The sequence below is a fragment of the Kitasatospora sp. NPDC041917 genome, from assembly GCF_055589745.1.
This window is the reverse complement of the sequence record NZ_JBVJBI010000018.1, coordinates 154382-177327: the sequence shown is the minus strand read 5'-3', so window position 1 is coordinate 177327 and position 22946 is coordinate 154382. Positions and strand designations below refer to the sequence as shown.

16 protein-coding genes and 2 pseudogenes are annotated in these 22946 nt (G+C 75.0%); 4 read left to right on the top strand and 14 right to left on the bottom strand.

All coding sequences use genetic code 11. The annotated features are described in order from the left end of the window. Nucleotides 1-55: 55 nt before the first annotated feature. The 3 genes from ccrA to ACZ6EM_RS23045 all read right to left on the bottom strand — a co-directional run bounded on the left by ccrA (nucleotide 56) and on the right by ACZ6EM_RS23045 (nucleotide 4073). Entirely contained in the window at nucleotides 56-1309 is a 1254-nt protein-coding gene (gene ccrA, locus ACZ6EM_RS23055) for a crotonyl-CoA carboxylase/reductase (RefSeq protein ID WP_359898534.1), read from the bottom strand. Nucleotides 1310-1473: 164 nt separating this feature from the next. After that, nucleotides 1474-2211 (bottom strand): thioesterase II family protein, encoded by a 738-nt coding sequence (locus ACZ6EM_RS23050; protein WP_452180406.1) that lies wholly within the window; start codon nucleotides 2209-2211, stop codon nucleotides 1474-1476. A 710-nt stretch (nucleotides 2212-2921) separates the two neighbouring features. Continuing rightward, nucleotides 2922-4073, bottom strand: coding sequence for a transposase domain-containing protein (locus ACZ6EM_RS23045; RefSeq protein WP_452180405.1), 1152 nt, complete (start codon nucleotides 4071-4073; stop codon nucleotides 2922-2924). Between the two features lie 299 nt (nucleotides 4074-4372). On the opposite strand from ACZ6EM_RS23045, the gene ACZ6EM_RS23040 reads away from it, so the two are divergent. Continuing rightward, nucleotides 4373-7345, top strand: a complete 2973-nt coding sequence (locus ACZ6EM_RS23040) for a helix-turn-helix transcriptional regulator (protein WP_465773123.1) — start codon at nucleotides 4373-4375, stop codon at nucleotides 7343-7345. 79 nt (nucleotides 7346-7424) lie between these two features. Here ACZ6EM_RS23040 and ACZ6EM_RS23035 read toward each other — a convergent pair. The 3 genes and pseudogenes from ACZ6EM_RS23035 to ACZ6EM_RS23025 form a co-directional block, all read right to left on the bottom strand. Continuing rightward, a pseudogene (locus tag ACZ6EM_RS23035) lies at nucleotides 7425-7544 on the bottom strand (thioredoxin domain-containing protein); the annotation flags it as partial. A gap of 7 nt (nucleotides 7545-7551) precedes the next feature. Further along, a complete protein-coding gene (locus ACZ6EM_RS23030; RefSeq protein WP_452180375.1) occupies nucleotides 7552-8004 on the bottom strand; it encodes a very short patch repair endonuclease in 453 nt (150 codons plus the stop codon). Nucleotides 8005-8153: 149 nt separating this feature from the next. Then, on the bottom strand, nucleotides 8154-9431 hold the full coding sequence (locus ACZ6EM_RS23025) for an MFS transporter (protein ID WP_401050862.1): 1278 nt from the start codon (nucleotides 9429-9431) through the stop codon (nucleotides 8154-8156). A gap of 112 nt (nucleotides 9432-9543) precedes the next feature. Here ACZ6EM_RS23025 and ACZ6EM_RS23020 point away from each other — a divergent pair. Together ACZ6EM_RS23020 and ACZ6EM_RS23015 are read left to right on the top strand one after the other, a co-directional pair. Then, nucleotides 9544-10068: pseudogene (locus ACZ6EM_RS23020) on the top strand (redoxin domain-containing protein); the annotation flags it as partial. A gap of 303 nt (nucleotides 10069-10371) precedes the next feature. Further along, a complete protein-coding gene (locus tag ACZ6EM_RS23015; RefSeq protein WP_465773122.1) occupies nucleotides 10372-11028 on the top strand; it encodes a hypothetical protein in 657 nt (218 codons plus the stop codon). 124 nt (nucleotides 11029-11152) lie between these two features. Here the strand turns inward: ACZ6EM_RS23015 and ACZ6EM_RS23010 are convergent, their stop codons facing one another. Both ACZ6EM_RS23010 and ACZ6EM_RS23005 read right to left on the bottom strand, forming a co-directional pair. Next, entirely contained in the window at nucleotides 11153-12025 is an 873-nt protein-coding gene (locus tag ACZ6EM_RS23010) for an NAD-dependent protein deacetylase (protein ID WP_465773121.1), read from the bottom strand. A gap of 273 nt (nucleotides 12026-12298) precedes the next feature. Beyond that, nucleotides 12299-13102 carry a class I SAM-dependent methyltransferase gene (locus tag ACZ6EM_RS23005; protein ID WP_359898524.1) on the bottom strand — a complete coding sequence of 268 codons (804 nt, stop codon included), beginning with the start codon at nucleotides 13100-13102 and terminating at the stop codon, nucleotides 12299-12301. Between the two features lie 271 nt (nucleotides 13103-13373). Between ACZ6EM_RS23005 and ACZ6EM_RS23000 the strand changes: the two genes are divergently transcribed. Beyond that, nucleotides 13374-14060, top strand: coding sequence for a Tat pathway signal sequence domain protein (locus tag ACZ6EM_RS23000; RefSeq protein ID WP_380630408.1), 687 nt, complete (start codon nucleotides 13374-13376; stop codon nucleotides 14058-14060). Nucleotides 14061-14148: 88 nt separating this feature from the next. Here the strand turns inward: ACZ6EM_RS23000 and ACZ6EM_RS22995 are convergent, their stop codons facing one another. Genes ACZ6EM_RS22995 through ACZ6EM_RS22970 form a run of 6 tightly spaced genes read right to left on the bottom strand, consistent with a single transcriptional unit; the run spans nucleotide 14149 to nucleotide 22935 of the window. Next, nucleotides 14149-14922 carry a class I SAM-dependent methyltransferase gene (locus tag ACZ6EM_RS22995; RefSeq protein WP_465773120.1) on the bottom strand — a complete coding sequence of 258 codons (774 nt, stop codon included), beginning with the start codon at nucleotides 14920-14922 and terminating at the stop codon, nucleotides 14149-14151. 3 nt (nucleotides 14923-14925) lie between these two features. Continuing rightward, entirely contained in the window at nucleotides 14926-15711 is a 786-nt protein-coding gene (locus ACZ6EM_RS22990; protein WP_401048945.1) for an SDR family oxidoreductase, read from the bottom strand. Further along, on the bottom strand, nucleotides 15708-16571 hold the full coding sequence (locus ACZ6EM_RS22985; protein WP_380540503.1) for a TauD/TfdA family dioxygenase: 864 nt from the start codon (nucleotides 16569-16571) through the stop codon (nucleotides 15708-15710). The genes ACZ6EM_RS22990 and ACZ6EM_RS22985 overlap by 4 nt, the downstream gene beginning before the upstream one ends. Before the next feature lie 12 nt (nucleotides 16572-16583). Then, entirely contained in the window at nucleotides 16584-17858 is a 1275-nt protein-coding gene (locus ACZ6EM_RS22980; RefSeq protein ID WP_401048947.1) for an aspartate aminotransferase family protein, read from the bottom strand. 11 nt (nucleotides 17859-17869) lie between these two features. Beyond that, on the bottom strand, nucleotides 17870-22369 hold the full coding sequence (locus ACZ6EM_RS22975) for an AMP-binding protein (RefSeq protein WP_452180372.1): 4500 nt from the start codon (nucleotides 22367-22369) through the stop codon (nucleotides 17870-17872). After that, nucleotides 22366-22935, bottom strand: a complete 570-nt coding sequence (locus ACZ6EM_RS22970) for a DUF6309 family protein (RefSeq protein ID WP_452180371.1) — start codon at nucleotides 22933-22935, stop codon at nucleotides 22366-22368. Before ACZ6EM_RS22970 ends, ACZ6EM_RS22975 begins: the two co-directional genes overlap by 4 nt. Nucleotides 22936-22946 lie beyond the last annotated feature (11 nt).

The following is a 22946-nucleotide window of genomic DNA, read 5'->3' as shown; positions in this document are numbered from 1 at the left end:
GTTATTCGGTCCGGAAATCCGCGCCGCCGTGGCGGCGCGGCTCCCGTCCCGTCGTTCAGCCGGTCCGCAGCGAGGTCTGCCCCGGCGCCGCGGCGTTCACCAGGGCGGCCAGGTTGCCGACGCCCTGCTGGTTCGCGTAGAGCATCTGGTGGGCCTCGCCGATCTGGTCGAAGGTGCCGCACCAGGTGATGCACGGGTCGAGCCGGCCGTCCGCCATCAGCCCGATGACCGCGCGGTTCTCCCGGGTGTTCGAGGCGTGCGAGCCCTGGAGGCGCTTGCTGCGCATCCACAGGTAGCGCAGGTCGAGATCGCCGTTGTAGCCGCTGGTGCCGCCGCAGAGCACGACCATGCCGCCGTTCTCGCAGACGAACAGCGAGGTCGGCAGGGTGTCCTCGCCGGGGTGCTCGACGACGATCTTCGGGTTGCGGCGCTCCCCGAGGATCTCCCAGATCTTCGCGCCGAACCGGCGGGCCTCCGCCGTCCAGGCCCGGCCGGCCGCCTCGTCGTCGAGGTCCGGCAGCCGACCCCAGTGGGTGAACTCCCGGCGGTCGATCACGCCCGCGGCGCCGAGGTCCAGGCAGAACTGGACCCGGTCCGGGTTGGAGACCACGGCGATCGGGATGCCGCCGAGCAGCTTCACGATCTGGATGGCCGCCGAGCCGACGCCGCCGGAGCCGCCCCAGATCAGCACCGGGTCGCCCGGGCGGACGTCGTGCGGGGCCCAGCCGGTCAGCTGCCGGTAGGCGGTGGCGCCGGTGACCAGGTAGCCGCCGGCGTCCTCCCAGGACAGGTTGGCCGGCTTGCGGTGGAGCTGGTGCTCGCGCACCACGGTGTACTGGGCGAAGGAACCGTAGTTCGTCTCGTAGCCCCAGGCCCGCAGCGACTTCGAGGCGATCGGGTCGACGCCCGTGCGGACGTCCTCCGCCGTCTCGTCCCAGGTCGCTCCGGAAAGGATGACCTCGTCGCCGACCTTGAACTGCTTGACGCCCTCGCCGACGGCCCAGACGACTCCGGAACCGTCGCTGCCGCCGATGTGGAAATCCTCCTTCTCGCCGAGCAACCGCTGTCTCATCGCGATGACGTCGATGGGTTCGCCGAGCGACGCCCAGACGTTGTTGTAGTTGATTCCGGCGGCCATGACGTACACCAGCACTTCGCCGTAACCGGGCTCCGGCACGTCGACGACCTCGGTCTGCATCGCCTTGAGGGGCTCGCCGAAGCGGTCCTGCCGGATGACGGTCGCGTACATCTGCTCGGGCACGAGGCCGAGCGGCGGAATCTCACCGAGTTCGTAGAGCGACTTGGACACGAACGACTCCTCTGGGCAGTTTTTCGGGATTTCCGAGGACCGGCTCGCAGAGCAGCTCTAGAACCGGTTCGAAACCGGCTGCCCTTCAACACGGTCGATTCGCGTGGATGAATGACGCGGCGGAACTTCGCGTGGACGGATGACGCGGAGGAACGGCGGAGTTGTCAGCCGAGCCTGGTGCGGATCCGGTCGACGACGGTGTTGGCGTGGGCGTTGAGGTAGAAGTGGCCGCCGCGGAAGACTTCGAGCTCGAACGGGCCCGAGGTGTGCTCGGCCCACTTCCGGGCCTCGTCCACGGTGACCTTCGGGTCGTCGTCGCCGACCAGGGCGAGGACCGGCGCGGTGATCCCGGCACCGGGGGTGGGGCGGTAGGTCTCGGCGGCCCGGTAGTCGCTGCGCAGCACCGGGAGGACCATCCGCACCATCTCCTCGTCGTCGAGGAGGTTGTTGTCGGTCCCGTCCAGCCGCTTGATCTCGGCGAGCAGGCCCTGGTCGTCGAGCTGGTGGAACCGCTCGTCGCGGTGGGCGCCGGGGGCGCGCCGCCCGGAGGCCCACACCGTGTGCGGCACGATGCCGAGGTCCTCCAGCCGCAGCGCCAGCTCGAACGCCACGGAGGCGCCCATGCTGTGGCCGAACAGCGACAGCGGGCGGTCGGCCCACGGCTTGACGACGTCGACCAGCAGGTCGGCCAGTTCCTGCACGGATTCCACGCAGGGCTCCTGGCGCCGGTCCTGACGGCCGGGGTACTGCACCGCGAGGACGTCGACCTGCGGCGACAGCGCGCGGGACACCGGGAAGAAGTAGCTCGCGGACCCGCCCGCGTACGGCAGGCAGAGCAGCCGGTGCCGGGCCTCGGGCGCGGGGTGGTAGCGGCGCACCCACAGATCGTCGATAGCTGCCATGGTGACTGGAATCCCTCCGGCGGTCGGCGTGGTGGGACCACGACACCGGTGAGGCGCCGCCCGCGGACCTGCGGGACCGCGCGTCTCACCTTGATCCGCGGGCGGGAGCGCACGAGGGTTCGTGGCCGGCTCCGGTCGCCCGCTGTCCTGTCGGGACCTCAACGGCTCCTACCGTGACCGGCCCGGCCCGACCCGACAACCCCTAGCCGCACGGCGCGGGCGCACGCGCGCGGGGTCCTGCGGCTGCCCTGGTAGGGGATGCCCGCCGGCGCCCCGGCACCTTCCCGACCTTCCCGGGCCGCTGGAGCGCGGCGGCCGCGCGGGCGATCGGGTCACGCCAGGGCACGCCCTATGTCGGCGGCGCCGTCGGGGCAAGGGCGCCTCGTCGGACCGGGGGGGAGGTTAGGGGGCGGTGCCCGGCCAACTTTAGGGGTGCCGGCCGGCGGAACCGATCGAACCGGACGCGCTGATTCCACCGGTGGAACCGCCACCGGCGCCCGGCCGGCGAATCCCCCGGGCCGGCGGCGGGACCTGCGGGTCTGGCAGGCAGAACGTGTGCGGAACGAACGCCTCCGATCCGTTCCGGCACCACCGAAATGCCCCCGGGCCCTCCGTCCCATCGGATATGCGCACCGATCCGGAATGCGCCGTCACGTTTCGGCCATCACGGAGAAGTGGAACGGCTGATTCAGTTTCACCGCACCGGTGACTTAGCGCCCCGGGCCGGAGACCCGCAGCCGGCGCAGGGCGTGATGGACCAGCAGGTGCCCCCAGACCTCCTGCTCGACCCCCTCGGGCGAGCGCGAGCGCAGCACCCGCACGGCCGCCAGCTGATCGGCCGCCAGGTCCCGCAGGGCCCTCGCCCCCGACCTCCACGCGCCGTGCAGCGCGGCCAGCTCCGCGGCGGGGGCCCGCCCCGGGTCGAGGATCGTGGTGAGCAGCCGGCCCGGCTCCCCCGCCGAGGGGTCCTCGACCACTCGCACCACCGGCGCCGCGGACCCCGTCGACCGGCCCGACCCGCCACCGCCGCGACCGCCCCCGTCGGCGGCGAACCCGGACAGGAACGAGCCGTCGCCCAGCAGCTGACGCACCGGCAGCACCGCGTCCGGGCCGACCCGCCACAGCAGGTCCGCCCCACCGGCGGAGGCGTCCCGCCACACCGTCGGACCCTCGAACCCGCCCTGGTCGGCGAGCAGCAGGTCCCCGCCGCCGAGGCGGTCGAAGAGGCCCCGGGCCAGGTTCGGCACGGCGGCCGCCGACGGGCCGGTGGCCGCCGCGGCGACCGCGCCGGTGCCGCACTCGACCAGGGCCGCCAGCCGCACCCGCGGGTACCCGCCCCCGGGCTCCGGCGGTCCGAAGTACGCCACGTTCTCGGCACTGTCCGGCACCTCGATCGCCGCACCCTCGACGGCGACCAGGCGCCGCCCCCGGTACCGGACGCCCCCGACCTGCCCGGCCTGCCCGACCTGCCCGGCCTGCCCGGCCTCCTCGACCGCCGCCGACCGGACGACCTCGGCGAACAGCTCCCTGAACGGCTCCGCCCCCAGCTTCACCCGGGCCCGCGAGATCGCCGCCGTACTGGGCACCTGCCCCGGCGCTGTGCAGCGCCCCGCCCAGGCCAGTCCCCGGACGAGCTTGCGGGCGACCTCCTGGTAGCCGTGGCCCGGGAACAGACACATCGCCAGGACCAGGTAGACCGTCACCTTCGGCGTCAGCAGGCGGTTCCGTTGCCCCTCCCGCCCGCACCGGGCCACCACCCGCTCCACCAGCTCCGGCGGGAACGACCCGGTCAGCAGCCCGACCGCGATGCGGTCGGGCAGTCCCCCGCCCGGTTCCGGGCCGAACTGCCCTGGTCGCGACATCCGACACCTCCTGAAACCACGCTACACGCACGATGCTTAAGTCACTGGTGTGGTGCTGAACGGAGTCCCTAGCGTTCGCCGTTGAAGTTCGCCTAGGGTGAAAGTAGATGCAAACCCGGGCTCTCGGTCCCGCCGGCGTTCCCCTCGCGCTGTGTACACCGTGCATCTGAGTGATCACGCAACGTCATGGAGGCTCAAGGCAAAACGGGGGAGTCAGCCTTTCCGTTGCGGTGGATGCAAGGCTTTTACACAACAACTCGGAGGCATTCTTGCTGATTCGAGCCGAACAGCATGAAGCGTTGGAGTATTTACTGGACCTGTTCGAGGGACTGTCCTGCGGGAACGGTCGGGTGGTCCTCGTCAGCGGAACCCTGGGAAGTGGTAAGACCCAACTTCTGCACGATTTCTCGGCGCTGGCGGCAAAAGAAGGAGCACTGGTCCTCCAGGCGACCGGTTCGCGGGCGGAACGGGATCTCCCCATGGGGGTCATCGAGCAGTTGCTGCGCTGCGCCGAACTGCCGAACGAACTCGCCGCGGAAATATCCGCCCTGGTCGCGGAGGCGTTCGGCGACCACCTGGGCCCCGACCATCGGTTCGAACGGCCGCAGGCCGTCGAGAACGAGACCATCCGTCGGCTCTGCAACGTCCTCCTGGGCGCCTGCGAGGGCCGGTCCGTGGTGGTCGGCATCGACGACGTGCACTTCGCGGACACCGCCTCGCTCCAGGCGCTGCTCTACCTCCAGCGCCGCATGCGCCCCCAGCGCATGCTCATGGTGCTCAACGAGTGGGACCGGCCGCAGCCCACGCTGCCGCTGTTCCGCGCCGAGGTGACCCGCGCGCCGCACAGCAGGGTCCAGCTCAAGCCGATGTCCGAGGACACCGTCCGTACCATCCTGGAGCGGACCCCGGACCACGCGATCGCGCCGCGACTCGCCCCGGCCGTCCACCGGCTGAGCGGGGGCAACCCGATCCTGGTCCACGCCCTGATCGAGGACAACCACCTCGACGCCACCCACGACCGGGCCCGGCCCGACGACCTGCCGCGCGTCGGCCGGTCCTTCGAAATGGCCGTCCTGGCCTGCCTCTACCGCTGGGAACCGCAGATCCTCGCGGTCGCCAGCGGCATGGCCGTCCTGCGCGAGCACGCCTCCCCGGCGCTGCTCGGCCGGCTGCTCGACCTCGACCAGCGGTGCGTCGGGCACGCGTTGGAGATCCTCACCAACGCCGGCCTGACCGCCGGCGACGAGTTCCGTCACCCGAACGTCGCGGCCGCCGTCCTCGCCTCGCTCTCGCGCACCGAGCAGACCACGCTGTACACCCGGGCGACGAAGCTCCGGCGCGACCTGGGCATGGCCACCACGGTCATCGCCGCCCAGATCGTCGCCGCGGGCGAGGCCGACGGCGACTGGACCGTACCGATCCTCACCGACGCCGCGGAGCAGGAGCTGGCCGAGGGGAAGACCTCGACCGCACACCTCTACCTCAACCTGGCGCTGGCCGCGGCCAACGACGACCAGCACCTGGCCACCCTGCGCACATACGTCCACTCCACCTGGCAGACCAACCCCAGCGCGGTCGCCCCGCACACCAGCGCGCTGCGCGAGGCCCTGGTGGAGGGCAAGCTCACCGGCAAGGACGTCGTCGCACTGATCCGGGCGCTGCTGTGGCGGGGAGACCTCACCACCGTGTCCACCGTCCTCGCGGAGGCGAAGCGCACGCACCTCACCCTCGGGCACGAGGACGGCGTCGAACTCCTGCACGTCTTCCACTGGTTCTTCGGCCCGTCCTTCACCCGGTCCTGGAACCTCGACGAGCTCTGCGGCACCGGGGGCGGGGGCACCTGCCTGCCCGCGGCCGCGGAGGCGATCGGGGTCTTCTCCCGGGTCTGGGCCCGGGGCGGCGACGCGGAGAGCGCCTCGCTCGCCGAACGCGTCCTGTCCTCCTGCCGGGTGGACGGGATGCCGCTGGAAGCGATCACCACGGCGATCCTCGCCCTCGCCGACGGGGACCAGCCCGGCCGGGCCCTGCTCTGGTGCGACGAGCTGATCGGCCACGCCACCCGTCGGGGTGCGACCACCTGGCTGGCCCAGCTCAAGGCGGCCCGGGCCGACGTGTGCCTGCGCGACGGGGATCCCGAGGCCGCCGCCGAACTCGCCTCGGACGCCCTGTCGTTGGCGGGCGAGGAGAACTGGGGGGTGTCGATCGGCTATCCGCTGTCGGTGCTCATCCAGGCCCACCTCGCACTGGGCCGGACGGACGACGCCGCCAAGGAGGCCGGCCGGGAGGTCCCGAGCGCCATGTTCGAGACCGTGATGGGCATCCGCTACCTGCACGCCCGCGGCCGGCTCGCCCTGGCGGCCGGTCGGACCACGGAGGCGCTCGACGACCTCCGGACCTGCGCCCGTCGGCTCAGGGTCTGGCAACTGGACATCCCCGCCCTGATCCCGCTGACCGCCAGCCTGGTCGAGGCCACCTTCCAGGCCGGTGACCCGGTCACCGCCCGGGACCTGGCGGCCAGCCAGCTGCAGGAACCGTCCCTGGACGACCGCACCCGCGGCGCCCTGCTCCGGATCCTGGCCGACCACGACGGGGGCCGGGAGAAGCCCGCCCTGCTGCAGGAGGCCGTCGACCGCCTGCGGACGCCCGGCGACCGGCTCGAACCGGCCCGGACGGAGGCGGGGACCCAGCGGATCCGGGCCGGATTCGCCCCGGCCGTGGAACACGGGCGGTCCGTCGGCGACGGGTTCGGGCCCGACGAGGAACCGCGCGCGGACCCGCACACCGACGCCGGGCTCGGGGACTGCGGCGACCGCCGCCCCGCCGAGGACGGCCCGCGCGAGGACGACGAGCCGGCGCTCCCGCTGGGACCGCCCCCGGCGACCACCCCGGGCGGGGCGGTGGGCTCGCTGCTCACCGGCCTCAGCCGGGCCGAGCTCCGGGTGGCGAAACTGGCGGCCGAGGGCGACAGCAACCGGGAGATCAGCGACAAGCTCTGGATCACCGTCAGCACAGTGGAACAGCACCTGACGCGCATCTACCGCAAGCTGAGCCTGAGCGGCCGGGCCGGCCTGGCGAGCCTGCTCCGCTCGGAGCTGCTCCCGGGCGAGGTCGCCGTCTTCCGCGACGCACCCGGCGGCCCCGCCGACCGGGTCGGACCCGAAGTCGGCTTCCACGCCGTGGAGATGGCGTGCCGCGCCGCCTCCTCGGCGGATGCGCTGAAGGCCGTCGGCAACGCGGCCGGCCTGGGCGCCGACGGAGTCGCCGTCGGCTGACACCGGCCAGGGCGGTGCCACCGAGCGGATCGGTGGCACCGCCCTCCGCGTCGACGGGGTGCGGCGGCGCTGCCGCCACTCAGGTGGCGGACAGCTGTCCGCGCACCCACGCGGGGTCGGGGTTGGTGTGCGGCCGGCCGTCCACGACGACGGTCGGCACGGTCTCGTTGCCGTCGTTGGCCGCCCGTACGACCGCTGCCGACCCGTCAGATCCCCCGCCGGGACGGGGCGGCCCCGGCGGGGCGCTTCCGTTCGTGGTCCACCGTCTCGGCGACCCGCAGCGCGACGTCCTCGGGTTTCTCGTGCTCCCAGAAGCGGAGCACCGTCCAGCCCTCGTCCCGCAGATGCTCCGTCGTCTCGGTGTCGCGCTCGATGTTGCGGCCCAGCTTGGTCCGCCACCATTCGGCGTTGCTCTTGGGGTGCGTGGCGTGCTGCGGGCACCCGTGCCAGAAACAGCCGTCGAGGAAGACCGCCACCTTCGGCCCCGGGAAGAGGATGTCCACCGTACGGCGAGGCATGCCCGGCACCGGCCGCTGGACACGGTAGCGGTACCCACCGGCATGGAGCAGACGGCGGACGGCCAGTTCCTGGGCGGTGTCCCGCGATGCCTGTCGGCTCATGCGGGCGGAGACGGCGGGTGTGGACGGTACCGGCGACATATTGCCATTCTCGTCCACCCGTCCGACAGTCGTGCGAGGCCCGGGAGAGGCCGGTCGCCCGCCGCTGCCCCTCGGCTTCCCCGCTCGCCGCTCCCCCGGGCCTTGCCGTTCGACCGAACGGCGCCCGGGGCGGCGGCGGGCGACCGGCGTCAGGCGAGGTCGCGCACCCGGCGGATCGAACCGGCCAGCAGGATCGCCGGGCCGGCCAGGCTGCACACCGCCAGCAGGAGCAGCGCCGTGCGCGGGCCCCAGGCCGTGGAGGCGGCACCGGCCAGGACCGCGCCGACCGGGATGGCGCCCCAGGAGACGAACCGGACGGTGGCCATCACCCTGGGGAGCAGCTCCGGCGGGGTGTGGGTCTGCCGGTGGGTGCGGGTGACGATGCTGGTGACCACCACTCCCGCCGAGAAGCCCGCGTTGCCGACGGCGAACACGAGCGCCGCCCAGCCGGAGCCGGCCGCCGGGAGCAGGAAGGTGAAGAGCGCGGCGATCAGCGCCGCCCTCCGCAGGGCGCCGCCGCTGCCGATCCGGGAGACCACCCGGGGTGTGAGGGCGGCGCCGATCAGGCTGCCCAGACCGCCGGTGGCCATCAGGGCGCCGACGGCGGCGGCCGGCGCGTCGAGGGTGTCGACCAGGAACACCGGGGTGAGCGTCATCAGCCCGCCGGCGACGAAGTTGACCGCGGTGGCGTCGGCGGCGCACGGCCCGATCACCGGGTGCCGGGTGACGAAGTGCCAGCCCTCGCGGATCTGTTCCCGCATCCCCGCGCCGGCCGGGCGGGCGACGGCGGACCGTTCCGCGCGCGGCAGGCTGCGCAGCAGGGCCGCCGAGACCAGGTAGCTGACCGCGTCCAGCACCATCGCGGCCGCGCCGCCGACGAGTTGGACCAGCACCCCGCCGAGCGAGGGGCCGGCCAGCTCGGTCGCGGCGCTGCTGCCGGAGAGCAGGCTGTTGCGGGCGGTCAGCTCCTCCCTGGGGACGATGGAGGGCAGGAAGGTGGAGTTGCCGACGTCGAAGACCACGCTCGCCAGCCCGACCAGCAGCGCGACCGCCACCAGGTGCGGCAGGCCGAGGCCGCCCAGCGCGGCCGCCACCGGAACCGAGGCCACGGCCAGCCCGCGCACCAGGTCCATCACCACCTGGGTGCCGCGCAGCGGGAGCCGGTGGACCAGGACGCCGGCCGGCAGTCCGACCAGCAGCCACGCCAGGTACCCGGCGCCGGTGATCAGGCCGACCTGCCAGGCCGTCGCGTGCAGGGTGAGCACGGCGATCAACGGCAGGGCGACACTGGTCACCTGGTCCCCGAGCCGGCTGACCAGCGATCCCGTCCAGTAGCGCCAGAACACTCCTGCCGAAGTCCGGCGTCGCGCCTCGTGCTCCGCTCCCCGGTCCGCCGCGACCGCTGTCCGCGTCGTCACATCCACCATCGGGCCCACCCCTTCTGTCGCAACCTGTCCACTGCACCGGACTGGGCGTCAGCCGCCGCGTCCTCACCGAGCGCCTCAAGGCGTTGGTCGCCGCCGGGGTGCTGGAGAAGCGGCCCGCCGTGTGCACGGCCTGACCGGCCACCGGCTGCCCGAGCTGGAACTCCCCGCCGCCACAGGCGAGTCGACCGACCCCGTGGCGCCCGGCGCCACCTGGACGGTGCTCTACTGCCACCCCGGCGCCCACGCCTCCGGCGGCCCGGACCACCCGCCCGGGTGGGGGGAGATCCCCGGCGCGGCCGGCTGCACCCTGGAGTCCGGCACCTACCGCGACCGCACGGCCGAGTTCACCGCCCGCGACGCCCGGGCCCACGGCGTCAGCACCCAACGCCCGGACCAGCTGTCCGCGTTCGCCGAGCACGCCCGCCTCCCCTTCCCGCTGCTCTCCGACGGCGAAGTCCGGCCGACCGCCGCGCTGCGCCTGCCCACCTTCCGGGCGGCGGGCGTCGACCGGCTCTGGCGGCTCACCCTCGTACTGGACGCCACCCGCACTGTCCGCGGGGTCCTCTGTCCGGTGATCGACCCGGCGGGATCGGTCGAGGACGCCCTCGCCCTGATCGACGGGCTCGCACCACAGTGATGGCAGGCCGCCACCGGCCCGCCCCGACGCACCGGGCGTCCGCACAGCCGCCCGGGTCCTGACGTGCCCCTGCCCAACTCAGCCGACGCCCACACCCCGGGGGGCCAAACGCGCCACGGCCGCACCACGGCGCCCCGGCCGGTCGCCCCGGCCCTGCCCCGGCCGGCTCCCAGCCGCCTCCACCGGAGGACCACCCGGAGGGCTCGCTTCCAGATTGTGACGTGCCCCTGTCTAGTTCGTTCCCGTCCTGGTGTGGTGGGATGAGGCCTCACGGGGATGAACCGCTGACGGGGGTGTGTACTGGTGCGGAGTGGATGGCTGCGGGAGCTGGACGGGGACGCGGCGCGCCTGACGGCCGTGGGGCTGGTGCGGCTGGGGGCACAGGACTGGCTGAGTACGGAGGCCGGGGAACCGGCCTGGATGGGCGGACTGCGGGCGGCCTCGTTCGCCGATGCCTGGCTGGCGTTCGGCGACGGACCCGCGTCCGGACTGCGGGTGCCCTCGCCGGCACTCCTGCGGGCCCTGGTGGCCCGGGCCGCGGAGCTGGTGCTGCGCTCCTGCCGGGAGGACGGGCCGGCGGCGCTGGAATGGCTGGGGCAGCGCTCGGCGGAGGCTCGTGAACAGGCGCAGCGCGAGGGCGCCTCGCACCCGGCCGAGCCCTGTGCGCTGACCCTGGTGTGGCACGGCGTGCAGGCGCTGACCGCCGAGGACGGGCCGTGCCACGCCCGCCGGATCGAGGAGCGCGGCGAGGCGTACGTCCGGGAGCGGCACCGCCGCCAGGACACCCTGGCGCTGGTGCTGTGCTGCACCCGGATCGCCGCGGCCGCGCTGGTGGAGCTGTGCGAGGGCGATCCGGAACGGGTCGGCGGGTGGCTGGAGCAGGACGCGGCGCGTTCCATGCCGCGCGGCGGCCGGGTGCCGCTGTGGGTGCCGGGCCGGCCCGCTCTGCCGGCCGGCTGAGCGCGCCTGCCCTGGTGGGCCCGGCCCGGCCCGGCCCGGCTCAGCGCGCCGGGCCGGGCCCACCAAGGCCGCGAACAGGCCGCTCAGGGCACCGATCGGGCCGCCCACTGCCCGAACAGGCCCGTCAGGCCGCGTCGAGCAGCCGGGCGACCTCCGTCATGGCCGGCCCCAGCGGCAGGTCGAGCCGGAGCGCGGCGAGTTCGTCGCCGCGCGTCGGCCCCTGGTTGACGATCGCGACCGGCAGCCGCGACCGGGCGGCGCGGCGCACGAAGCGCAGCCCGGACAGGACCGCCAGCGAGGAGCCGAGGACCACCAGCGAACGGGCCGCGTCGACCAGTTCGAAGCAGTGCTCGACCCGGGGCAGCGGGACGTTCTCGCCGAAGAAGACCACGTCGGGCTTGAGCACTCCGCCGCAGTCCGTGCAGGCGGCGACCCGGAAGCCGTCCACCACGGGCTGCGGCAGCTGCGCGTCGCCGTCGGGCCGCAGCTCCGCCCCGGTCGGCCGGAAGCCGTGGTTGAGCTCCTCCAGCCGCCGGTCCAGCTCGGCCCGGGTGCTGGTGCGGCGACAGTCGAGACAGACCACCCGGCGGAGTCCGCCGTGCAGCTCGACGGCCTCCCGGGTGCCGGCCGCGTGGTGGAGACCGTCCACGTTCTGGGTGATGACCGCCGCGACGTGCCCGGCCCGGCGCAGCCGTTCCACCGCGTGGTGTCCGGCGTTGGGCCGGGCACCGGCGACGATCGCGGGCCAGCCGCTGTGGCTGCGGGCCCAGTAGCGGCGCCGGGCGTCGGCGCTGCCGGTGAATTCCTGGTACGTCATCGGGGTGCCGCTGCGGCGGCGGCCGGTGGCGCCGCGGTAGTCGGGGATCCCGGACTCGGTGGACAGGCCCGCCCCGCTGAGCAGCACCGTGCCACGCCGCTCCAGCAGCCCTACCAGGGCTTCCAGCCCCTCCCCCGGTGGCACGGCGGCCCGTCCGCCCGGGTGTTCGAACGCGTCCATACCGTCGAGGTTAGACCGACGACGGCCCCGGTTCCCCGCCCGGCCGGAGGGATCCTCGGCGGCGCCGGTGGCGAAGGCCGCGATCCGCTCCAGGGGCGGGTTCCAGCCCCGGGTGGTGTCCACGGCCAGGCAGGGGGCGTCCAGCGCGATCGGCGTCCAGGACTCGATCGGCCGCTCGCCGCGCGCGATGCGGCGCAGCAGTTCGCCGTCCGCGTGGACGGCACGGCCGGGCGTCCCGGCGGCCCGGCGGGCGATCCGCTCCCGGGCGGCGGTTCACGGCCGGCGCGCCCAGGCGGAGATCATCGGGGCGGTGGCCAGGTCGAGCCGGCCGCCGGCGACGTTGGCCAGGTGACGGTCGATCTCCTCGTCCGTCGCGAGCCCTTCCCGCACCAGCAGCCCGCGGATCTGCCGGACCGTCGCGTCCTCCAGGACCGCGCAGGCCGGCGAGGTGATCGGGAAGTAGGCGTCGGCCCGGACGTCGACGAGGCCGGCCTCGCGCAGCGCCCGGGGCAGCGTCCGCCCGTACGCGAGGTCGGCGCCGCGCCCGGCCATCAGGGTGCGGAAGCCCGACCGCAGCCGGTTGGCGAGGCGCTCGTCGGGCCCGGACTCGTCCGGGCAAAGCAGCGGCTGGAGGGCCGGGTCGGCGTCCTCCAGGAGCAGCCGGCCGCCGGGGCGCAGCGCCTGGACCATCCGGCGCAGGGCCTCGGCGCGGTCGGCGACGTGCACCAGGACCAGCCGGGCGTGCACCAGGTCGAAGCCGCCGGGCGGCGGCGGGTCGGCGGCCACGTCGTGGCGCAGCACCTCGATCACGCCGCCGGCGGCGGGGGCGGTCCAGGAGACGTCGATGTCGGTGGCGACCACCGTGCCGGTCGGGCCGACGCGTTCGGCGAGACCGAGCGGCACCGAGGGGCCGCCCGCGCCGACCTCCCAGCAGCGCATGCCGGGGCCGATTCCGAGGGCGTCGACGTGCCGGAAGGTCACCGGGTCGAACAGCTCGGCGAGGGCGCGGAAGCGGATTCCCGCCTCCGACTGGCGGTTGTCCAGGAGGTAGCCGTGGTCGCTGTCGTGCTCAGCCATGCCGGAATTCTCGCAGGCGGCGGGGCCGCCGGGTGCTCCGGCCCCTCGGGGCCGCGGGGTCGGGTCGGCGAGACGGCGGTCAACCAGCCCCCAGAGACGGCGAGTTGGGGTTTATTGACGAAAAGTCAGCAAGTTTGTCCCATCGCCTTGACGGCGCACGGTCACGGCTGGACCGTAGGGAAACCGGAAACGCCGCGCGCTCCCCGGTCCCCACCGCTCGGGAGCCGCGAGAGGACGTCTTCTCGCCCCTCACCGAGGAAGAGGTTTTCCCATGCGCTTCAGCCGTCACCTCGCCGTCACCGCCGCCGCCGTCTGCGCGGCCGGCGCTCTGGCCGCCGCCCCCGCCTCCGCGTCGCCGCAGCCCCTCGCCGCCGGTCCGGTGCTCACCACCGGGAGCGCGGGCGGTACCGCCGTCGCCGTGGGCGACGCGCTCGCCGCGCCGCTCGCCACCGGCACCAAGGCCACCTTCTACTCGACCGCGACCAGCACCACCGGCGTCACCTGCGCCACGTCGCAGCTCTCGGCCTCGGTGCTGGGCAACCCGGCGGCGCCGGGCAGCGCGACCGCCTCGCTGACCGGGCTGACCTTCGGCTCGTGCACCGCCAACGTCACCGGGGTCACCTCGGTGCGCAGCCTGACGGTCGGCAACCTGCCGTACGGCGTCACCGTCTCCGACGCGCCCGGCCTGCCGGTCACCCTCACCGGCGGGTCCGCCGGCACGATCCAGGCCACCGCCGTCCTGGACACCTGGTTCGGCACCATCACCTGTTCCTACCAGCTGAGCGGCGCCTTCACCGGCAACGCCGACAACGCCGCGCACAGCCTGGCGTTCCGCACCGAGCACTTCGCCAAGAGCGGCGGCTCGACGCTCTGCCCGGCCGACGGCTACTTCTCCGCGACGTACGGCCCGGTGGCCGACACCAGCCAGGCGGGCGGCCCGGCCGTCTTCGTCAACTGACCGCCCCGCAGGACCACCGGGGTGGGCGCGGCAACACCCGCCGCGCCCACCCCGGTTCCCGTCGTCCGGCCCGCGACCGGCCGGCCGCTCAGGTCCCCGGCTCCCGGTGCCGCCACCGCACCGGGTCCACGGCCTCCGCCGCGCCCGGTGCGTCCGGTGCGCCCGCCGCGCCCGGTGCGGTCCGGGCCGACGGCCGGTGGGCGGCGGTGGAGAGCACCAGCAACTCGTTCCCCCCGGGCCGGTACTCGTAGGACACCTGCTCCACCCGGCTCGGGACGCCGAGTTCGGCCAGTTCCCCGCGCAGCCGGTCCAGCCCCTGGTAGCGGACTCCCGTGTCGTACACCACGAGCGGGAAGATCCGGACCTCCCGGCGCGCCACCCGGGCGAGTTCCAGCAGGGCCGCCCGGTGGAAGTCCTCGTCCAGCCGGTTGCCGTAGGAGAACAGCAGGTGCGAGCTGAGCACCAGGTCGAAGGAGTCGTCGGCGAAGGGGAGTTCGGGCAGCGAGCCGGCCACGTAGCGCTCGGGGCGGGCGGCGATGTCGGCGCGGAAGGTGCGGGCGTTGGCGGTCCACTGGCGGATCATGTCGTCCGCGTCGGCGTACCAGGACCGGTCCCAGCCCTCGGTCTCCTTCACCAGCAGCTCGCGTTTGAACGCGGTCTCCCGCTCCACCAGCAGGCCCAGCTCCTCGCGGTGTTCGGCGTACTGGAGGTCGACGGCGACGGCGTCGACACCGCGCCGCCCGGCCTCGGCGACGAAGCTCGCCGCGCCGGCCGGGCAGTCCAGGATGCGCTGCTCCAGGTCCCGCTCCCCCAGCGCGAACATCGCCCGGTACTCCGCGAAGGAGCGTGCGCTGACCAGCACGGCTCAACCCCGTCCGACGAACGGCATGGTGGTCGGCAGCACCACCAGGGACTGGATGGTGGTGTCCGGCGGCTGCGAGGCCATCAGCACCAGCGCCTCGGTGAAGCGGTCCACCGGGATGGTCGCCTCGACGGCCATGGTCCGGTCGGCCTGCATCGCGGCCGGCTGCGGGCCGCCGTCCACCGGGGTGACGTTGCCGACGTCGATCTGCCCGCAGGAGATGCCGTACGGCCGGCCGTCCAGGGCGAGCACCTTGGTGAGACCGAGGACGGCGTGCTTGGCGGCGGTGTACGCGATCGAGTTGGGACGCGGCACGTAGGCCGAGGGCGCGCCGTTGTTGATGATCCGTCCGCCCTGCGGGGACTGGGTGCTCATCACCCGGAAGGCCTCGCGGGCGCAGAGGAATCCGCCGGTGACGATGGTGTCCAGCACCCGGTTCCAGTCCTCGAACGGGGTCTCGGCGATCGGCCGGCGCGGGGCGGCGGCACCCGCGTTGTTGAACAGCAGGTCCAGCCGGCCGTACCGGTCGAGGACGGTGTCGAAGAGCCGGGCCACCTCCTCCGGGCTGCGGATGTCGGTCGGGACGGGCAGCACCCGGTCGGCGGCCGGACCGGCCAGGGCCGCGGTCCCCTCCAGCGCGTCCTTGCGGCGCCCGGCGACGACCACGGTCCAGCCGGCCGCCAGCAGGGCCAGAGCCGAGGCCCGGCCCAGCCCGCTGCCCCCGCCGGTGACGATCGCCACCCGTCCGTGCGGTGCGGTCACCGCACCGGGATCTCCTCCGGTGGTCACGGCGCCCACTCCTCCCCCTCGTTCACCCAGACCCGCAGCATCCGCCGGGAGTACGGCCCGGGCTCGTCGACGAACGGCGAACGCCCGTGCAGCACCCGGCTGTTGCGGATGATCAGCAGGTCCCCGGCGGCCATCGGCAGCCCGAAGGCGATCTCCGGCCGGTAGAGCACCTCGTCCAGCACGCCGAGCGCCTCCCACTGATGGTCCGTCAGTTCCGGCCCGCCGCGGTCGGGCGAGGAACGGACGGTGCGGGTCTGGTAGTAGCAGCCGACCGTCCCGTCCTTGCGGTCGTACAGGATGGGGGTGACCACCACCTGCGGGCCGGCCCGGCCGCTGCGCTCGAAGGTCCACTCCTCGCGGAGCGTGGCCAGCGCGTCGGGCCGCTCCCGCTGGATCAGGTCGTGCACGTGCCGGGCGCTCGCCAGCTTGGTCAGCCCGCCGCCGTCGAAGGCGGGCCGCAGGCACAGCAGGACCAGCAGGTCGCAGGTGTCGCAGTGGAAGCCGAGTTCGGTGTTGCCGTCACCGTCCTGGTCGTGCAGCACCGAGGTGAGGTCGCCGCGCCCGTTCTGCGGGACGATCCGGCCGAAGTCCCGCAGCAGGAAGGAGAGCACCTCGGTGATCTCCTGCTCCGGGCGGGCCGGGTCCACCAGGCCGCTCACATGGGTGATGCCGACCGAGTCGGCGGCGTTCCGGACGAACTCCCGCAGCCGGGCCCGCACCTCCCCGGCCGCGTCCCACCGCCCGGCCCGCGCGTCGGCCCAGAGCAGCCGCCGCTCCTGCTCCCCCAGCGGGAGCGACCAGAGCTCCCGCCGGGCGTCCAACTCCAGGCTGCTCCAGCCGATTTCGGTCACCGCATCCATGTCCTCTCCTCCCTACCGGCCGCCGGCCGCAACGGCCTTCGCCCACAACTCCAGGCCCTCGTCGATCTGTTCGGCCGTGACGACCAGCGCGGGGATCATCCGGACCACGTTGAGGTGGATCCCGCACAGCAACAGCAGCAGCCCGTGCTCGGCCGCGGCCTGCTGGGCGCGCCGGGCCGCCTCCGGGTCCGGCGTGCCGTCGGGACGGCAGAACTCGCTGGCGGCCATCAACCCGAGCCCGCGGACGTCGGCGATCCCGGGCGTCCCGGCTGCCACCGCCCGCAGCCCGGCCAGCAGCCGGACGCCCTGCTCGGCCGCGTTCTCGACCAGCCGCTCCTCGCGCAGCACGTCCAGGGTCGCCAGCGCGGCGGCGCAGGCCACCGGGTTGCCGCCGTAGGTGCCGCCCTGCGAGCCCGGCCAGGCGCGCCCCATCAGCTCGGTGGACGCGGCGATCGCGGACAGCGGGAAGCCGCTGGCCAGCCCCTTGGCGGTGATCAGGACGTCGGGACGGACGCCGGCCCCGTCCGGGTGGGCGCTCTCGTGCTCGTGGGCCCAGAACCGGCCGGTACGGCCGAAGCCGGTCTGCACCTCGTCCACCACCAGCAGGATGCCGTGCCGGTCGGCCCGCTCGCGCAGCCCGGCCAGGAAGCCGGGCGGGGCCGGGACGTAGCCGCCCTCGCCGAGCACCGGCTCGACGAACACGGCGGCCGTCTCGGCGGGCGCGGAGACGGTGGCGAGCACCTCGTCCAGTCCGCGCAGGGCGTGCGCGACCGCCTCGTCCTCGGACAGGCCCAGCCGGAACGCGGCCGGGAAGGGCGCCACCGCGACCCCGGGCATCAGCGGGCCGATACCGGCCCGGAACCGGGTGCCGGCCGTCGTCAGCGAGGCCGCGCCCATGGTCCGGCCGTGGAAGGAGCCCTCGAAGACGATCACGTTCTGCCGTCCGGTGGCGTGCCGGGCGAGCCGCAGCGCGGCCTCCACCGCCTCGGTGCCGGCGGTGGCGTAGAACAGCGAGTCCAGGCCGGGCGGCAGCACCTCGCCGAGCCGCTCGGTGAGCGTGAGGAGCTGGTCGTGCAGCACGGTGGTGTACTGCCCGTGGATCAGTCGGCCGGCCTGCTCCCGGACGGCCTCGACCACCTTCGGGTGACAGTGGCCGGTGCTGGTCACCCCCACTCCGGAGGTGAAGTCGAGGTAGCCGCGGCCGGCGGCGTCGTAGAGGTGGAGTCCTTCGCCGCGTACGGCGACGACCGGGGTGGCCTGCTTGAGCACCGGGGAGAGCTGGGACACGGGGCCTGCCTTCACGGGTTGGTCCTGCCTTCACGGATGTCGTCACGACGTCGGTCGCGACGTTCGTCGCGGATGTCGTCACGGGTGGGTGGGATCGGGCCGACGCCCGGCAGGTAGCCGGCCTCGGCGGCCCAGGTGAGCGCGGCCGACCACCACTGCGGGGTCGGCGCGGCGAAGCGCACGCCCAGCCGGTCGAGCACCGCGGTGGTGTACGCGCTGTCCACCAGCACCCGGCGTTCCTCCTGCGCCGCCCACGCGGCGGCCACCCGGGCGGCCGTCGGGTGGCGGCGCTCGGCCCGGGCCAGGGCGGCCGCGAAGCCCTCCTCGTCGGTGAGCCGCACGGGGTGGCCGTGCCCGGCCAGCCACCGCACCAGCTCGTCGTGCGGGACGGCGTGCGGCGTCTCCACGTGGTACGCGCCGGGCGCGGCGTACGGGTCGAGGGCGATCGCGGCGATCCCGGCGGCCACCGTGTCCACGTACGAGAACGCGAAGGCGGTGTCCGGCCGGCTCGGCGCGGCGCCGGCCAGCAGGTAGCCGCGGATCAGCTGGTAGATCCGGTTGTCGCCGGCGTTGGCCTGGAACGCGCCGGTCCGGCTGTGCGCCGCGATGTGGCCGCTGCGGTGCAGGTGGGCGGTGTGCCCGCGGGCGGCCCAGGCCCGGACGGCCTGCTCGGCCCGGTACTTGGTCCGCTCGTACGGGGTGCGGAAGTACTGGCCGATCTCCAGGTCCGCCTCGCTGAAGCGGCGCGGCGGGCCGTCGACGCCACCGGAGACGGCGAGCGTGGAGACGTGGTGGAGCCGGGCGTCCGGCGCGTTCTCCCCGAGCCAGTCGAGCAGCCGCCGCACCGCCGTGTGGTTGGTGCGCTCCAGCTCGTCGGGCGAGGCCACCAGCCGGACGTCCGCCGCCGCGTGCACCACCAGGTGGGCGCCCCGGGCGAGTTCCAGCCCGGCCGGGGAGAGACCGAGGCCGTCCCGGTCGATGTCCCCGGCGAGCGCGCGGACGGGGCCGGCCGCCCCGGCACCGAGCCGCTTCAGCGCCTCGGCGTCGTCCGCGGCCCGCACCAGGCAGGTGACCTCGGCCCCGCGTCGGAGGAAGGCCTCCAGCAGGTGCCGCCCGAGGTAACCGGTCGCGCCGGTGAGCAGCACCCGGGCGGGTTCGCCCACCCTCGCCCGGGCCGCCGGGGCGACGCCGGGGTGCAGCAGCTGGCCGGAGGTGGACAGCGGCGCCCGGACGACCGGTGCGGCCTCCGGGGCCCGCGCCTCGGCCGCCACCGCCCGGGCGAACCGCCCGGTGATCCGCTCGGCGGCGGAGTGCGGCAGGCCGGGCCGCCCGTACACCAGGTCGGCGACCAGCCGCTGCTCCACCACCCGTGCGGTGAGGCGCAGTTCGTACAGCGGGTCGCCCCCGGTACAGCGGGCCGTCCCGGCCTGTTCGGCGGCGACCGTCCAGTCCAGCGCGGGTTCCTCGGGCAGCCGGAAGGTGCCGAGGAAGTTGAAGCCGACGGCGGGCCGCCCGCCGGGCGCGTCCATCGGCCGGACGAGTGCCTCGCGCAGCCGCCGCGCCACGGTGTCCGGGGTGGCCCCGGCGTCCAGAGCGACGTGCTTGACGGCGGTGAACCAGCCGACGGTGTCCAGGAATTCGCCCTCGTCGCCGACCATGTCCCGGCCGTGGGTCTCGACCTCCACCGCGAGCCGGGGACGGCCGCTGTCGCCGGTGACGGCCCCGGCGAAGGCGGCCAGCAGCACGGCCTCCAGCCCGGACCCGGCGCCGTGCCGGGCGATCAGCCGGGCGGTGGCCGCCGGGTCGAGCGCCCAGCTGAGCGCCCCGGGCTCCTGGACCTCTCCGACGGCGACCTCTCCGACGACGGGCTCCCCGACCGGAACCTCCCCGACGGCGGGCTCCCCGGCCGCGACCTCCCCGACCGCAGGCTCCCCGGCCTCCCCCGCGACCGGCTCGACGGCGGGAGACGCGGCCGCCGCCCAGGCGTAGAAGTCCGCCGTCGGCGGCAGATCGGCCGGCTTCCGGTCGAGCACCGCCCGGTACGCGTGCGCCAGGTCGTCCAGCAGGATCCGCCAGGACAGCCCGTCGACCACCAGGTGGTGCGCGATCAGCGCGAGCCGGTCGTCGGTGCCGGGCGGACCGGTGAACAGGTGGGCGCGCAGCAGCCGGCCGGCCGCCGGGTCGAGGCTGCGGTGGAGTTCGGTGCAGACCCCGGCGACGGTGTCGGCGATCTCCCCGGCCGCGCGCGGGATCCGGGAACAGGAGACCGGGTCGAGGCCGGCCACCTCCCGGAGCTCGCCGCAGCCGTCGGGGGTGACCGGGCGGCGCAGCGCCGGGTGCCGCTCCAGGACGGCCGCGACGGCCGCCGAGAGCGCCTCCGGGTCGACGGCGGTGCGGCAGCGCAGCAGCACGGACTGGTTCCAGTGCCGCGGCTCCCGCAGCGACCGCTGCCGGTACAACCAGCGCTGTGCCGGGGCGAGTCGGTAGCCGCCGGCGTCACCGCGCGGGGCGGGGACGGACGGCGCGGCCGGGACGGCGACCGCCGCCAGGCCCTCGGCCGTCGGGTGCCGGTAGAAGTCCTCGTAGGCGACCCGCAGGCCGGAGCGCCGCAGGAAGGCGATGGTGCGCATGGCGAGGATGGAGTCCCCGCCGAGGGCGAGCACGTCGGCGCGCGGCCCGACCGCGGGCAGGCCGAGGGCGCCCGCCCAGAACCGGGCGATCTCCCCGGCCGGGCCGCTCCCGGCGGTGCCGCTGGACTCCGCCCGGGCCTCGACCAGTTCGGCCGCCAGCTCGGCCAGCCGCTGCCGGTCGAGCTTGCCGTTCGGCCCGACCGGGAACTGCGGCAGCACCAGGATCGGCTGCGGCACGGAGTAGCCGGGCAGCCGGTCCCGCAGGTGCGCGCGCAGGTCCTCCAGCGTCTCCTCCCCCGCCGATCCCGCCGACTCCGCCGACTCCGCTGCCTCCGTGGGCCCTGCTGTCCCCTTCGGCCCCTCCGAGCCGCCGACACCTCCCAACAGCCGGACGACGCCGATCAGTTGGTTGCCGAGTGCGGTCTCCCGCAGCAGCGCCGCCGAGCGGGCGACGCCGGGGTGTCCGTCCATCGCCCGCTCGACCTCGGCGAGGTCCACCCGGTAGCCGCGGACCTTCACCTGGCGGTCCACCCGGCCCAGGAAGACCAGGTCGCCGTCCGCCCGCCGGCGGCACAGGTCCCCGGTGCGGTAGACGAGTTGGCCATCGTGCCGGACGAAGCCGCGCGCGGTCTCGGCCGGCCGGCCGTAGTAGCCGGCGGTCACGCCCCGGCCCCCGATGAGCAGTTCGCCGACCGTGCCGTCCGGTACCGCCCGGCCGGCGCCGTCCACCACGGTCAGCAGCACCTCGCCGATCCCGGTGCCGATCGGTACGGTCGGTTCCTCGGCGGGCAGTTGGCCGGCGGAGGTGACGAGCAGGCAGGTGGCGCCGACGGTGGTCTCGGTCGGGCCGTAGTGGTTGGCCAGCCGCGCGGTGGTGCCCCGGTCGAGCAGGGCGGCGGCCAGCGCGCGGGGCAGCGGCTCGCCACCGAGCAGCACGGTGTGCAGCGGCGGGGAGTCGGCCGGACGGCCCTCCAGCAGGGCGGTCAGGTGCGAGGGGGTGGTCTTCAGCACGTCCACCCGGGCCCGCCGCAGCGAGGCCCAGAAGGCCTCCGGGTCGCGCACCTCGCGGTCCGGCACGAGGTGCACCGAGCCGCCGGTGGCCAGGGCGAGCAGCCAGGCGGTGTGGCCGAGGTCGGCGGCCAGGGTGGTGACGTGCGCGGCGCACGGGGCGTCGGCCTCGGTGAGGCCGAGCCGCCCGGCCAGCGCCCGGGCGTAGTGCACGGCGTTGGCGTGGGTGACGGCCACCGCCTTGGGCTCGCCGCTCGACCCGGAGGTGAAGGAGAGGTAGGCGAGGTCCTCACCCCGTACCTCGACGGTCGCCGACCGCGGCCCCGGCAGCGCCTCGACGGCCGGCGCGACCCCGACACCGGTGCCCGGCGCCTGCCCGGTCCCGGTGCCCGGCGCCTCGGCGTCCTCGACGCTCAGCGCCTCCGCGCGCTCGACGCCCGGCGTCCGCCCGGCCCCGACGTCCACCACCTCCCCGCCGAGCCCGCCCTCGGTGGCCAGCACCCGGGCCACCCGCACGGACGCCAGCCGCCGGGCCAGGTCGGCCGCCGACCAGTCCGGATCGGCCAGCACGGCCACCGCGCCCGAGCGCAGCACCCCGTACAGCAGCACCAGCATCCGGGCGTCCCGGGGCCCGACCAGGGCGACCCGGTCGCCCCGGCCGGTGCCGGCGGCGGCCAGCCGGGCGGCGATCCGGCCGGCCGCGGCGTCGACCGTGCGGTAGTCGAGGCTGCGGACCCCGTCGCCCAGGGCGGGCCGGTCGGGGTGGGCCCGGGCGAGGTGCGCGAGCAGTTCGGGCAGCGAGCGGGCACCGCGGACGGGGTCGGCCGCGTGGCCGCAGGACGCGGAGCGGAGGTGCTGCGTCGCGGGGGTCACGCCGACTCGCCCCCCGTCCGGCCCGCCCGGGCCGGCCCGGCGACCACCCCCGGGTCGCCCACCAGGTACCCGTCGAGCAGCGCCCGCTCGGGCAGCCGTCCGGCCAACTCCCAAGCCAGCATGCGGTGCAGGCCGTCGAGGTGGATCAGACCGGACCGGACCGCGAGGTCCCCGTAGTCGGAGTGGTCGACCGGCGCGGTGCTGAGGAAGACGAGCGTGAACGGTGCCCACCGCAGCAGCCGCAGCTTGGCCGCGCAGACCGGGTTGGCGACGGCCCAGGCGGCTCCGCCGGCGCGGACCCGCTCGGCCGCCTCGGCCACCGTCAGCCCGGAGCGCGGCACCGTTTCGAGCTCCCCGCCCTCACTGAGGTGCCAGGGCAGCACGACGCCCAGGACGTCCGCCCGGGAGAGCCGGATCCGCCACCAGCCGCCGGGGATGCGGTCGGCACGTTCGAGGTTCTCCTCGCCGTACATGTTGCTGTTCGCCTCGTGGGCCCGCTCCACCGGGTGGTCCCGCAGGTAGGCGTCGTGGACCTCGGGGAAGGCGACGGCGGTGACGATCTCCACGGCAGTGCTCC